12 protein-coding genes and 1 tRNA gene are annotated in these 12,483 nt (G+C 65.0%); 9 read left to right on the forward strand and 4 right to left on the reverse strand.

The features are described from left to right. Positions 1-212: 212 nt before the first annotated feature. The 3 genes from rpsA to aroA form a co-directional block, all read right to left on the reverse strand. On the reverse strand, positions 213-1,922 hold the full coding sequence (gene rpsA / locus ACQR10_RS01885; protein ID WP_315741235.1) for a 30S ribosomal protein S1: 1,710 nt from the start codon (positions 1,920-1,922) through the stop codon (positions 213-215). 249 nt (positions 1,923-2,171) lie between these two features. Continuing rightward, positions 2,172-2,810 (reverse strand): (d)CMP kinase, encoded by a 639-nt coding sequence (cmk, locus tag ACQR10_RS01890; protein ID WP_434838703.1) that lies wholly within the window; start codon positions 2,808-2,810, stop codon positions 2,172-2,174. Further along, entirely contained in the window at positions 2,807-4,144 is a 1,338-nt protein-coding gene (gene aroA, locus ACQR10_RS01895; protein WP_315805661.1) for a 3-phosphoshikimate 1-carboxyvinyltransferase, read from the reverse strand. The genes cmk and aroA overlap by 4 nt, the downstream gene beginning before the upstream one ends. A 151-nt stretch (positions 4,145-4,295) precedes the next feature. Here aroA and ACQR10_RS01900 point away from each other — a divergent pair, with 151 nt between their 5' ends. The 3 genes from ACQR10_RS01900 to ACQR10_RS01910 all read left to right on the forward strand — a co-directional run bounded on the left by ACQR10_RS01900 (position 4,296) and on the right by ACQR10_RS01910 (position 5,473). After that, positions 4,296-4,700: a TIGR02300 family protein gene (locus ACQR10_RS01900; protein ID WP_315805660.1), complete on the forward strand. Its 405-nt coding sequence runs from the start codon at positions 4,296-4,298 to the stop codon at positions 4,698-4,700. Between the two features lie 81 nt (positions 4,701-4,781). After that, a tRNA-Ala gene (locus ACQR10_RS01905) sits at positions 4,782-4,857 on the forward strand. Positions 4,858-5,236: 379 nt separating this feature from the next. Next, positions 5,237-5,473, forward strand: coding sequence for a GIY-YIG nuclease family protein (locus tag ACQR10_RS01910; RefSeq protein WP_315805659.1), 237 nt, complete (start codon positions 5,237-5,239; stop codon positions 5,471-5,473). Positions 5,474-5,509: 36 nt separating this feature from the next. Here ACQR10_RS01910 and ACQR10_RS01915 read toward each other — a convergent pair whose 3' ends face one another. Then, a complete protein-coding gene (locus ACQR10_RS01915; RefSeq protein WP_315805658.1) occupies positions 5,510-5,971 on the reverse strand; it encodes a MarR family winged helix-turn-helix transcriptional regulator in 462 nt (153 codons plus the stop codon). Between the two features lie 166 nt (positions 5,972-6,137). On the opposite strand from ACQR10_RS01915, the gene ACQR10_RS01920 reads away from it, so the two are divergent. The 6 genes from ACQR10_RS01920 to ACQR10_RS01945 all read left to right on the forward strand — a co-directional run bounded on the left by ACQR10_RS01920 (position 6,138) and on the right by ACQR10_RS01945 (position 12,407). Next, positions 6,138-6,563 carry an organic hydroperoxide resistance protein gene (locus tag ACQR10_RS01920; RefSeq protein ID WP_316178980.1) on the forward strand — a complete coding sequence of 142 codons (426 nt, stop codon included), beginning with the start codon at positions 6,138-6,140 and terminating at the stop codon, positions 6,561-6,563. Between the two features lie 121 nt (positions 6,564-6,684). Continuing rightward, entirely contained in the window at positions 6,685-7,887 is a 1,203-nt protein-coding gene (locus ACQR10_RS01925) for a CaiB/BaiF CoA transferase family protein (RefSeq protein ID WP_316215385.1), read from the forward strand. A 203-nt stretch (positions 7,888-8,090) separates the two neighbouring features. Further along, entirely contained in the window at positions 8,091-9,410 is a 1,320-nt protein-coding gene (gene ugpB / locus ACQR10_RS01930; protein WP_316178976.1) for a sn-glycerol-3-phosphate ABC transporter substrate-binding protein UgpB, read from the forward strand. A gap of 49 nt (positions 9,411-9,459) precedes the next feature. Continuing rightward, positions 9,460-10,341 carry a sn-glycerol-3-phosphate ABC transporter permease UgpA gene (gene ugpA, locus ACQR10_RS01935; RefSeq protein ID WP_315805654.1) on the forward strand — a complete coding sequence of 294 codons (882 nt, stop codon included), beginning with the start codon at positions 9,460-9,462 and terminating at the stop codon, positions 10,339-10,341. After that, the gene (ugpE, locus tag ACQR10_RS01940; protein ID WP_315805653.1) at positions 10,341-11,189 is read left to right on the forward strand and encodes a sn-glycerol-3-phosphate ABC transporter permease UgpE; all 849 of its coding nucleotides are present in this window, start codon (positions 10,341-10,343) and stop codon (positions 11,187-11,189) included. The genes ugpA and ugpE overlap by 1 nt, the downstream gene beginning before the upstream one ends. Before the next feature lie 138 nt (positions 11,190-11,327). Continuing rightward, positions 11,328-12,407 carry a sn-glycerol-3-phosphate import ATP-binding protein UgpC gene (locus ACQR10_RS01945; protein WP_315805652.1) on the forward strand — a complete coding sequence of 360 codons (1,080 nt, stop codon included), beginning with the start codon at positions 11,328-11,330 and terminating at the stop codon, positions 12,405-12,407. The last annotated feature ends 76 nt before the right edge of the window (positions 12,408-12,483 follow it).

Here is a 12,483-nt window from a genome sequence, read left to right on the forward strand (position 1 = left end):
CCGCCACGAAGCCGTCAAAGGGTCGACGGGCTCCGAGCAGGCCGCAGGGCTAGCGTATTCGATGATCGGAGTCTTGCTCTCATCTCTCGCCACGTCGTCATGGCCGGGCGTATCCGCATATGCGATGGCGAGGGGCGGATCGAAATGCCCCGGGGGCACAAAAAAGCCCCGGCCGAAGCCGGGGCTTTGATCTGATCACAGGACGCGAAGGCTTACTTTGAGTCGCGGTTCTTGAGCGCGGTGCCCAGGATGTCGCCCAGCGTCGCGCCCGAATCGGACGAGCCGTACTGCGCGATGGCTTCCTTCTCTTCAGCGACTTCCAGCGCCTTGATCGACACCTGGACCTTGCGGGCCTTCTTGTCGAACTGGATCACGCGGGCATCGACCTTCTCACCGACGGCGAACCGCTCGGTGCGCTGATCGTTGCGATCGCGCGCCAGCTCGGAGCGCTTGATGAAGGTGGTGAAGTCGGTGCCGGTGATCTTGACGTCGATGCCGCCGTCCTTGACGTCGAGCACCTCGCAGGTGACGACCGCACCCTTCTTGACATCGCCCGGCTCGGCGAAGGGATCGCCTTCGAGCTGCTTGATGCCGAGCGAGATGCGCTCCTTCTCCACGTCGACGTCGAGCACCACGGCCTTGACCATGTCGCCCTTCTTGTAGTTGTCGATGACCTGCTCGCCCGGCTGCTTCCAGTCGAGGTCCGAGAGATGGACCATGCCGTCGACGTCGCCTTCGAGACCCAGGAACAGGCCGAACTCGGTCTTGTTCTTGACCTCGCCCTCGACCACCGAACCGGTCGGATGCTTCTCGACGAAGACCTCCCACGGGTTGCGCATGGTCTGCTTGAGACCGAGCGAGATGCGGCGCTTGACGCTGTCGACTTCGAGCACCTGCACTTCGACTTCCTGCGAGGTCGAGACGATCTTGCCGGGGTGCATGTTCTTCTTGGTCCACGACATCTCGGAGACGTGGATCAGGCCTTCGATGCCCGGCTCGAGCTCGACGAACGCGCCGTAGTCGGTGATGTTGGTCACGCGGCCATGGAAACGGGCCTGCAGCGGGTACTTCGCCTCGATGCCCTGCCACGGATCGTCGAGCAGCTGCTTCATGCCCAGCGAGATGCGGTGCGTCTCGTGGTTGATCTTGATGATCTTGACCTTGACCGTCTGACCGATGCTCAGCACCTCGGTCGGATGGTTGACACGGCGCCAGGCAATGTCGGTGACGTGCAGCAGGCCGTCGATGCCGCCGAGGTCGACGAACGCACCGTAATCGGTGATGTTCTTGACGACGCCGTCGATCACCTGACCCTCTTCGAGGTTCTGCACCAGCTCCTGGCGCTGCTCGGCGCGGGTCTCTTCCAGCACGGTCCGGCGCGACACGACGATGTTGCCGCGGCGACGGTCCATCTTGAGGATCTGGAACGGCTGCGAGTTGTTCATCAGCGGCGCGACGTCGCGGATCGGACGGATGTCGACCTGCGAGCGCGGCAGGAAGGCCACGGCACCGTCGAGGTCGACGGTGAAGCCGCCCTTGACCTGGTTGAAGATGACGCCGTTGACCTTTTCGTTGTTCTGGAACGCCTTCTCGAGCTTGCCCCAGCTCTCTTCGCGGCGCGCCTTGTCGCGCGACAGCACCGCTTCGCCGAGCGCGTTCTCGATGCGATCGAGGAACACTTCGACCTCGTCGCCGACTTTCAATTCACTGTCACGGCCGGGCCCGGCGAATTCGCGCAGCGCCACGCGGCCTTCGGTCTTCAGGCCGACGTCGATGACGGCCATGTCCTTCTCGATCGCAACAACCTTGCCCTTGACGACAGAGCTTTCCTGCAGGTTGCCCTTGGTGAAGGACTCGTCCAGCATCGCGGCGAAATCATCGCGGCTGGGATTGTAGGAAGAAGCAGAGGTACTCGAAGCCATTTGTTCTCCAGATGCGGACATTCTCGCCAGCTTGGGTTGATCGGCGCATCGAATGGACAGTGCCTGGAGGTCCACAAATCCCCAGACGTCCGCGCTGTCAGCGCGATAAGCGCAAACGACGCGGGCCGGCAGTGCCTGCACATGCGATACGTATGAAGTGCGTCCGGATGATCGGACTCGATTGAACCGCAATCGAGCTATCGACGGTCAAGGGCGGGAGCGGGCATTCCTCCAATGACGCCGCGGAAATCAAACCCGCTGGCGGCCCGCTCGAACGGCCTCGACGATGTCGATGGCGGCCCGGACGCCGCCTTCTATATCCAAATGGGAGTTGTCAAGCAAGTAAGCATCCGGGGCTTGTTTTAAAGGCGCGACGGCCCGGTTCTGGTCACGCTCGTCGCGCGCCAGGATGTCGGCCAGAATGGCCGCCTCGTCGGCCGGTTCCCCCCGTGAAAGCGCCTCGAGCGTGCGACGATGCGCCCGGATGCGGGGATCGGCGACGACGTAGATCTTCACCTCGGCGTCCGGGCAGATCACGGTTCCGATGTCGCGGCCGTCGAGCACGGCACCGGGTGGCTGGCTTGCGAACTGACGCTGGAAGGCCACCAGCGCCTCGCGCACTTTCGGCAACGCCGAGACCACGGAGGCCGCAGACCCGACCTGGTGCGACCTCAGCGCCGGATTGTCGAAGGTCGAGGGATCCAGGCTCATGGCGACGTCCGCCGCCCGCACCTCGTCCTTGAGGTCGATGCCGGCGGTCAGCAGCGCATGGGCAACGGCCCGGTAGATCACGCCCGTATCCAGGTGCCTGAGGCCGTAATGCGCCGCGAGACGCTTGGCCATGGTGCCCTTGCCCGAGGCCGCCGGGCCGTCGATGGCGATGATCATGCGAAATCCGCGCCCGCCTTGCACATCAGCGCGATGAAATCCGGGAAGCTGGTGGCGATGAAGGCGGTGTCGTCGACGGTGACCGGCTTGTCGGACGCGAGGCCCATCACGAGGGCGGACATCGCGATGCGGTGGTCCATGTGGGTCGCGACGATGCCGCCGCCCGGCACGTGACCGCGGCCCTCGACGATCAGGTCATCGCCGCTGATCTCGACCTTGACGCCGTTGACACGCAGCATCGCCGCGGTGGCCTCCAGCCGGTCGGATTCCTTGACGCGCAGCTCATGCAGGCCGCGCATCACGGTGGTGCCCTCGGCATAGGCGGCGGCGACGGCCAAGACGAGATATTCGTCGATCATCGACGGCGCGCGCTCGGGCGGCACGACGACGCCCCTCAGCTTCGAGGCGCGCACGCGCAGCCGGGCCATGGGCTCGCCGGCATCGCCGCGGACGTCGTCCTCCTCGATCGAGGCGCCCATCTCGCGCAGGGTCGTGAACAGGCCGGTGCGCAGCGGGTTGGTCATCACGTCCGACAGCACGAGGTCCGAGCCATCGACGATCAGCGCGGCGACCAGCGGGAACGCGGCCGAGGACGGGTCGGCGGGAACGATCACGGGGGCACCACACAGCTCCGGCTGGCCGGTCAGCGCGATGCGGCGGCCATGAGACCCTTCCGGCGTGGTCACGATCTCCGCGCCGAAATGCTTCAGCATCAGCTCCGTATGGTCGCGGCTGGCCTCCTGCTCGATCACGGTGGTCACACCGGGCGCGGCGAGGCCCGCGAGCAGCACCGCCGACTTGATCTGGGCCGAAGCCACCGGCGTGCGGTATTCGATCGGCACCGGGTTGCCGGCGCCCTGCAGGGTCAACGGAAGCTTGCCGCCCTCGGCGATCGACACCACCTTCGCGCCCATCAGCGCCAGCGGGTCGAGGATGCGCCGCATCGGACGGCTGCGCAGCGAGGCATCACCGTCGAAAACGGCCGTGATCGGGCAGCCGGCGACGGCGCCCATCACCAGCCGGCAGCCGGTGCCGGAGTTGCCGAAATCGAGCGGTGTGCTGGGCTGGGCGAAGCCGCCGACCCCCACGCCACGGACGGTCCACGCGAAGTCGCCGGTGCGCTCGACCTTGGCACCCAGGGATCGCATCGATTCGGCGGTGTTGAGGACGTCCTCGCCCTCGAGCAGGCCGGAAATCCGGGTCTCGCCGACCGACAGCGCCCCCAGGATCAGCGCCCGGTGCGAGATCGACTTGTCGCCAGGCACGCGAATCGTGCCCGAGAGGGGCCCGGAGGCGCGTGATTCCAGGGGAGTCGGGGCGGCTGACGTGCTCACGGCGGGATCCTCGTGTTTCGGACGCGGCAGGTATCACAGCCCCCGCCCTCCGTCACGAGCGGTGATTTTCCCGTTGACAGCGCTATTGACAGCGGCGCGGCAACTAGCCAAGTGAGACACCGCTTTTCAGACATTGCCAGGACGCCTGCACGTGGCCAAATCCGAGCTCGGAACCAAACGCATTTGCCCGACCACGGGCAAAAAGTTCTATGACCTCAACAAGAACCCGGTGATTTCGCCCTACACCGGCGAGGTCGTGCCGATCGCGCCCGTGGCTCCGACCCGCGCCATGCGCGGCGAGGCTGCGCGTGCCGCTGCGGCGGCCGACGTGGTTGAGCCCGCCGAGGCCGAGGAGTTGGTGTCGCTCGAGGAGGCCGATGCCGAGGAGAACTCCGGCAAGGTCAAGGCCGTCGTTCCCGAATCGGAGGACGACATCGAGATCGACGAGACCCTCGACGATGACGAGGATGATGACTCGACCTTCATCGCCGACGAGGAAGAAGGCGACGAGGACGTGACCGACATCATCGGTGATGTCGGCGGCGACGAAGAATAATCGTCGAAGACACTTGAGATCAGCCGCGAACTGTGGTTCACGGTGCTCCCCGGCGGTCACCCAGACCGCCGGTTCGGTTCAGGGGCCATAGCTCAGCTGGGAGAGCGCTTGCATGGCATGCAAGAGGTCGGCGGTTCGATCCCGCCTGGCTCCACCAGCCTTCGCTCGCTTCGCGAGCTTCGGCTCGGCAAGCCACCCCAATCTGCCAATTGAGCGAAGCGAGCGAAGGCTGTCGCGCCGTAGCCTGGACGCCGGAGCCCTCTTTGGCGGAGGCGGGAAGGCGAAGGCGGACTTCGCTCCGCACGACGATACCCCCCCTCTCCGTCGCTTCGCGAGCTTCGGCTCGGCAAGCCACCCTAATCCGCCAATTGCGCGAAGCGTGCGAGGGCTGTCGCGCCATAGCCCGAAGGGCGAAGGCGGACCTGGGCTCCGGGCGATAAGGCCACCTCCTTCGAACTGCTCATTCGACCGAAGCTGTAGACCCTAAGCGGCATCGCCTGCCACAATCGTACCTAGAAGGGTCGGGGCGGCCTGCCATGAAGTTTGTCTACATCCTCGAAAGCCTCGATGGCGAGCACTTCTACGCCGGCATCACAGACGACGTCCCGGCTCGGGTCGCGAAGCACAATGCAGGCGAAGTCCCGCACACCTCGAAGTTTCGGCCGTGGCGGCTCAAGACTTACATCGCTTTCAACGACGTGAAGCAGGCCTTCGCCTTCGAGAAGTATCTCAAATCTGGCTCAGGTCGGGCGTTTGCGAAGAAGCGCCTCTAACGATGCGGTGCTCCGAGGCTGATCTGGCGGGACGTCTCACCCCTCCGCCGCCGCATCGAGCCGCTCCCGCAGCTTCACCAGCTTGCCGTGCAGATCCGTGAGCTCCGCGATCGAACATCCCGTTGCGTCCAGGATCGCCGGCGGCACGATCGCTCTTGCCTTGTCGCGCAGGCTCGCGCCCTGGCTCGTCAGGGTGACCAGCACCTGCCGTTCGTCCTCGGCCGACCGGGTCCGCTTCACCAGATGCGTAGCCTCCATCCGCTTCAGCAGCGGCGTCAGCGTGCCGGAATCGAGGAACAGCCGCGCGCCGATGTCCTTCACCGTCAGGCCGTCCTGCTCCCACAGCACCAGCATGACCAGATATTGCGGATAGGTCAGGCCAAGGCGGTCGAGCAGGGGCTTGTAGACGCGGTTGAAGGCGTGCGCGGTCGAATAGACGGCGAAGCAGAGCTGGTTGCCGAGCTGGAGCGGCAGGTCTGCCGCGGACTTCTTTCGCATCGAGGTCACCACAGGTCGATCCTATCGGCATCTTGAGCCTGCACGCCTCGCATCGACAACGGGCCCGGCGCACCGATCACGAATTTTCTACCGAACAATTATATTGCGCACAATCTAATTGTGTGCAATATGGACTCACTGAATTCGTCCAACCAGGAGACACTCCATGTCCGTGAACGTGCTCTACACGACCAGCGCCAAGGCCACCGGCGGCCGCGACGGCGAGGCGGCGACCCTCGACGGCTCGCTCAAGGTCAAGCTCTCCACCCCGAAGGAGCTCGGTGGCGGCGGCGGCGCCGGCAACAATCCCGAGCAGCTGTTCGCGGCCGGCTACGCCGCCTGCTTCATCGGCGCGATGAAGTTCGTCGGCTCGCAGGGCGGCCCGAAGGTTCCCGCCGACACGTCGGTGACCTCCACCGTCGGCATCGGGCCGCGCTCGGAAGGCGGCTTCGGCATCACCGTCGAGCTCGCCGTCTCTCTGCCCGGCCTCGCCAAGGCTGACGCCGAGGCGCTGGTCGCCAAGGCGCATGAGGTGTGCCCCTATTCCAACGCCACGCGCGGCAATGTCGACGTCAAGCTGACCGTCGTCTGAGCTTCAATTCCGTCGTGCGGCAGGACGACCTCCGTTGTCCTGCCGCATGGCAGCCCCCGTTTGCGCCACCGCCGCAGCAATGCTTAATGATCGCGAGCTGAAACCAACCTCGCGACATCCGATGACACCTCAATTTGCTCCCGGCGCCATGGCCGGACTGCGCGTGATCGATCTGACGCGCGTGCTCGGCGGGCCCTATTGCACGCAGATCCTGGCCGATCACGGCGCCGACGTGATCAAGGTCGAGCCGCCGGCCGGCGACGAAGTGCGCGACTGGGGCCCTCCGTTCCACGACGAGGACGCGGCCTATTTCGTCGGGATCAACCGCAACAAGCGCTCGATCGGCCTCGATCTCGCGTCCGAGGGCGGCCGCGTCGTGCTGATGCGGATGCTTGAGACCGCCGACGTGCTGATCGAGAACTTCAAGCCCGGCACCTTGGAGAAGTGGGGCATCGGCAGCGACACGCTGCGCGAGAAATTCCCCAAGCTGGTGCACTGCCGCATCTGCGGCTTCGGTGCCGACGGTCCGCGCGGCGGCAATCCCGGCTATGACGCGATCATCCAGGCGATGACCGGCATGATCGCCGCGACCGGCTCGCCGCAAAGCGGGCCGATGCGGATCGGCGTGCCGCTGGTCGACATCACGACCGGCCTCTATGCCGCGATCGGCATCCTGATGGCGCTGTCGGAACGGCAGCGTTCTGGGCTCGGTCAGTTCCTCGAGGTCACGCTGTATGAGACCGGCCTCGCGATCATGCATCCGCATACCGCAAACTACTTCATGCATGGCAAGCCGCCGTCGCTGACCGGCAACGAGCATCCGAACCTCGTGCCCTATGCGATCTTCCCGACCAGGACCGACGATATCTTCATCGGCGTCGGCAATGACGGCACCTTCCGCAAGCTCGCCAAGGAAATCGGCCGGCCGGAACTCGGCACCGATCCGCGCTTCGCCCGCAACAAGGATCGCGTCGCCAATCGCGAGGCACTGCGCGCCGAGCTCGCCGCCGTGTTCAGCCAATTCGAGGCGGAGCCGCTGTGCGACCGCCTGCTTGCGGCCGGTTTGCCGGCAGGACCCGTGCAGAAGATCGACCAGGCGCTGACCAATCCGCACACGATCTATCGCGGCGATGTCATCGAGAAGGACTGGTACAAGGGCGTGGCGTCGCCGATCCGGCTCGAACGCACCAAGCCGAGCCTGCGCTCCATCCCGCCGAAGTACAGCCAGCACGCGCAGGAGGTGCTCAGCGAGTTCGGCTACTCGGAGCACGAGATCCAGGCCCTGCTGTCCGAGGGCACGGTCTGCGCCGAGCGCAAGCGCTGAGGAGCCATCGGCCTGTCGTCTCCCAACGCTAGCGCCGCCCGGGCATCACCCCGGCGCCGCTACCGTCTCCCGCAAGTCGCTGCGTTCCGCGGCGATGAACGCGCTTTCCGCTGACGATCCAACCGGTTATACATTCACAAAACTGTCATCTCGCGCTGCTACGGCCGCGACGCCGATGACGTTCCATGGGAGGAATTTTTTTAATGTCACTTCGACAATTCTGGACAGCCGCCGCTGCGGCAGCCACGCTGGTCCTTGGCGCCGCCGCACCCGCACACGCGGTGACGGAGATTCAGTGGTGGCACGCGATGACCGGCGCCAACAACGACGTCATCGTCAAGCTCGCCAACGATTTCAACGCCTCGCAGACCGACTACAAGGTCGTTCCGACCTACAAGGGCAACTACGCCGACACGATGAATGCCGGCATCGCCGCGTTCCGCGCCGGCAATGCGCCGCATATCATGCAGGTGTTCGAGGTCGGCACTGCCACGATGATGGCCGCCACCGGCGCCGTGAAGCCGGTCTACAAGCTGATGCAGGACGCCGGCGAGAAGTTCGATCCCAAGAGCTACCTGCCGGCCATCACCGGCTACTATTCGACCTCGAAGGGCGAAATGCTGTCCTTCCCCTTCAACTCGTCCTCCACCGTCATGTGGGTCAATCTCGATGAGCTGAAGAAGGTCAACGCCGAGATCCCGAAGACCTGGCCCGAGCTGTTCGAGACCGCCAAGAAGCTCCATGCGGCCGGCCACCCGACCTGCGGCTTCTCCGGCTCGTGGGTGACCTGGGTCAATCTCGAGCAGCTCTCCGCGTGGCACAACGTGCCGCTCGCCAGCAAGGCCAACGGCCTCGACGGCTTCGACACCGTGCTCGAGTTCAACGGTCCGCTGCAGGTCAAGCATCTCGAAAACCTGGTCGAGCTGCAGAAGGACAAGACCTATGACTACGCCGGCCGCACCAACACCGGCGAGGGCCGCTTCACCTCGGGCGAATGCCCGATCTACCTGACCTCGTCGGCGTTCTTCGGCAACGTCAAGGCGCAGGCGAAGTTCGCCTTCACCGCCGCGCCGATGCCGTATTACCCCGACGTGAAGGGCGCGCCGCAGAACTCGATCATCGGCGGCGCTTCGCTCTGGGTCATGGGCGGCAAGTCGGCCGATGAGTACAAGGGCGTCGCCAAGTTCCTGACCTTCCTCTCGGACACCGACCGCCAAGTCTACATCCACAAGGCGTCGGGCTATCTGCCGATCACCAAGGCCGCCTATGCCAAGGCCAAGGCCGAGGGCTTCTACAAGGATCAGCCCTATCTGGAGACCCCGCTGCTCGAGTTGACCAACAAGGAGCCGACCGAGAACTCCCGCGGCCTGCGCCTGGGCAACATGGTGCAGCTGCGTGACGTCTGGTCGGAGGAGATCGAGCAGGCTCTGGCCGGCAAGAAGACCGCCAAGCAGGCGCTGGACGCCGCCGTCGAGCGCGGCAACCAGATGCTGCGCCAGTTCGAAAAGACGGCCGTGAAATAAGGCCAAGAGCCGGCAGGCCACCCGCGGCCTGCCGGCTCGCCGACCGATCATGCAGAAGAACGCCATCTTCCAGTCAAAGCTGCTGCCGTTCGTGCTGGTCGCTCCCCAGCTCGCGATCGTGCTGATCTTCTTCTATTGGCCCGCCATCCAGGCCGTCATCCAGTCGTTCCTGCTGCAGGACGCGTTCGGCCTGTCCACGAGCTTCGTCTGGTTCGAGAACTACGCCGACCTGCTCAGCCAGCCGGACTATTTTGAAGCCATTCTCCGCACCTTCGGCTTCTCCTTCGCCATCGCATTCTCGTCGCTGTCGGTCGCGCTGCTGCTCGCGGTCATGGCGGACAAGCCGCTGCGCGGCGTGACGCTGTACCGGACGCTGCTGATCTGGCCCTATGCCGTGGCGCCGCCGGTGGTGGGCGTGCTCTGGATCTTCATGCTGCATCCCTCGCTCGGCGTGATCTCGCGCTATCTGCGCGCCATGGGCATCGACTGGAATCCGCTGCTCGACGGTGACCAGGCGGCGCTGCAGATCATCCTCGCGGCCGCCTGGAAGCAGATCTCCTACAACTTCCTGTTCTTCCTCGCCGGGCTGCAGAGCATCCCCAAGAGCGTGCTCGAAGCCGCCGCGATCGATGGCGCACGGCCGATGCGGCGGTTCTGGACCGTGACCTTCCCGCTGCTGTCGCCGACCATCTTCTTCCTGCTGGTGATCAACATCGTCTACGCCTTCTTCGAGACGTTCGGCATCATCGACACGATGACCCGCGGCGGTCCTGGCAAGTCCACCGAGACGCTGGTCTACAAGGTCTACACCGATGGCCTGCTCGGCGGCAATCTCGGCTCCTCGGCTGCACAATCCGTCGTTCTGATGGTCATCGTCATCGTGCTGACGGCGATCCAGTTCCGCTTCGTCGAGCGCAAGGTGACCTACTGATGGTCGAGCAAGAAGGCATTCGACGCTACGTCGCGCATGTCATCCTGTGGATCGGAATCGCGATCGTCGCGTTCCCGGTCTATCTCGCATTCGTCGCCTCGACGCAGGACAATGCGGTGATCGCCAACGGGCAGATGTCGCTGCTGCCGGGCGGGCACTTCCTGTCGACCTACTATCAGACGATCTTCGTCGGCACGAGCGGCTCGACCCGCGAGCCGGTTGCGACCATGCTTTTGAACTCGCTGGTCATGGCGCTCTCGATCGCCGTCGGCAAGATCGCGATCTCGATCATCTCGGCGTATGCGGTCGTCTACTTCCGCTTCCCGTTCCGCATGCCGATCTTCTGGCTCATCTTCATCACCCTGATGCTGCCGGTCGAGGTGCGCATCTATCCAACCTACAAGATCGTCGCCGACCTCCATATGCTCGACAGTTATGCGGGGCTCGCGCTGCCGCTGATCGCGTCCGCCACTGCGACGCTGCTGTTCCGCCAGTTCTTCATGACCGTGCCGGACGAGCTGCTGGAGGCGTCCCGCATCGACGGCGCCGGGCCGTTCCGCTTCTTCTGGGACACCCTGCTGCCGCTGTCGCGCACCAACATGGCGGCGCTATTCGTGATCCTGTTCATCCTCGGCTGGAATCAATATCTCTGGCCGCTGCTGATCACGACGCGCGACGACATGCAGACCATCCAGATCGGCATCCGCAAGATGATCACGACGACCGACGCGCTGACGGAGTGGCCGATCGTCATGGCGACCGCAGTGCTCGCGATGCTGCCGCCGGTGTTCGTCGTCGTCGTCATGCAGCGCCTGTTCGTCAAGGGGCTGGTGGAGACGGAAAAGTGAGGACGGCGAATAGGGAGTGGCGAATAGCGAATAGGGCCATACGGGCATCAGGAGCCGTTCGCCTTCCCCTCCTCGCCACTCCCCATTCGCCATTCGCCTGCCACCGCCCGCTGCTCAACCTCTACCGGTAATCATTCCATGGCCAACGTCACCCTCCGCAACGTCCGCAAGGTCTACCAGGGCGGCTTCGAAGCCATCAAAGGCGTCGATATCGATGTCGGCGACGGTCAGTTCTGCGTGCTGGTCGGCCCGTCGGGCTGCGGCAAATCCACCCTGCTGCGGATGGTCGCGGGGCTCGAGACGATCACCTCGGGCGAGATCGACATCGGCGGCCGCATCGTCAATGCGATCGAGCCGGCCGATCGCGACATCGCGATGGTGTTCCAGAACTACGCGCTCTATCCGCATATGACCGTCTACAACAACATGGCCTACGGCCTGCGCAATCGCGGCATGGCCGAGAAGGAGATCAGGACGCGCGTCGAGGACGCCGCTCGCATCCTCGAGCTCGGCACCATGCTCGAGCGGAAGCCGCGCCAGCTCTCCGGCGGCCAGCGCCAGCGCGTGGCGATGGGCCGCGCCATCGTGCGCCAGCCCAAGGTGTTCCTGTTCGACGAGCCGCTCTCCAACCTGGACGCCAAGCTGCGCATCGCGATGCGGGTCGAGATCCGCAAGCTGCAGCGCCGGCTCAACACCACCGCGATCTACGTCACCCACGACCAGCTCGAGGCGATGACGCTCGCCGACATCCTGGTGGTGATGAACGGCGGCAAGGTCGAGCAGATCGGCAATCCGCTCGAGATCTATCAGAAGCCCGCCACCACCTTCGTCGCATCGTTCATCGGCGCGCCGCCGATGAACCTGATGCCGGTCGATGGCCTCCGTCCCCAGTTGCACGGTGCCGACGCGGTTCCCGCCGATGCCGGCCAGCTCGGCATCCGCCCTGAAGATTTCGAGCTCGGCGACACCGTTCCGGCGGGCGGGGTCGGGCTCGACCTCCGCGTCGAAGCGATCGAGCACGTCGGCGCCGAAACCTATGTCTACGGCGCGCGCCAGGACGCCGGCAGCGACGACCGGCTCTCCGCCACCGCCAACGACATCATCGTGCGGCTGCCGGGCACGGCCGCGCCGGAGATCGGCGCGCGGATTCGCGCCGTGGCGCCGCGGGCCAAGCTGCACCTGTTCTCGGCCGACGGCCGGCAGCGGCTATCGGCTTAAGCCCTTCCACAGGCTGACCGTTCCGGCGCATTCGGGGTGCTTGAACGCACCCCGGATCGTGCCCATATTGCTGCTC

The organism is Bradyrhizobium sp. HKCCYLRH2060, assembly GCF_051168135.1.
In the GTDB taxonomy this organism is placed as follows: Bacteria; Pseudomonadota; Alphaproteobacteria; order Rhizobiales; family Xanthobacteraceae; genus Bradyrhizobium.

Coding starts and splice junctions, on each gene's coding strand:
- ugpB (WP_316178976.1), top strand. CDS start 8,091: ATGTCACTTCGACAATTCTGGACAGCCGCCGCTGCGGCAGCCACGCTG.
- ACQR10_RS01945 (WP_315805652.1), top strand. CDS start 11,328: ATGGCCAACGTCACCCTCCGCAACGTCCGCAAGGTCTACCAGGGCGGC.
- ugpE (WP_315805653.1), top strand. CDS start 10,341: ATGGTCGAGCAAGAAGGCATTCGACGCTACGTCGCGCATGTCATCCTG.
- rpsA (WP_315741235.1), bottom strand. CDS start 1,922: ATGGCTTCGAGTACCTCTGCTTCTTCCTACAATCCCAGCCGCGATGAT.
- ACQR10_RS01920 (WP_316178980.1), top strand. CDS start 6,138: ATGTCCGTGAACGTGCTCTACACGACCAGCGCCAAGGCCACCGGCGGC.
- cmk (WP_434838703.1), bottom strand. CDS start 2,810: ATGATCATCGCCATCGACGGCCCGGCGGCCTCGGGCAAGGGCACCATG.
- ACQR10_RS01910 (WP_315805659.1), top strand. CDS start 5,237: ATGAAGTTTGTCTACATCCTCGAAAGCCTCGATGGCGAGCACTTCTAC.
- ACQR10_RS01915 (WP_315805658.1), bottom strand. CDS start 5,971: ATGCGAAAGAAGTCCGCGGCAGACCTGCCGCTCCAGCTCGGCAACCAG.
- ACQR10_RS01925 (WP_316215385.1), top strand. CDS start 6,685: ATGACACCTCAATTTGCTCCCGGCGCCATGGCCGGACTGCGCGTGATC.
- ugpA (WP_315805654.1), top strand. CDS start 9,460: ATGCAGAAGAACGCCATCTTCCAGTCAAAGCTGCTGCCGTTCGTGCTG.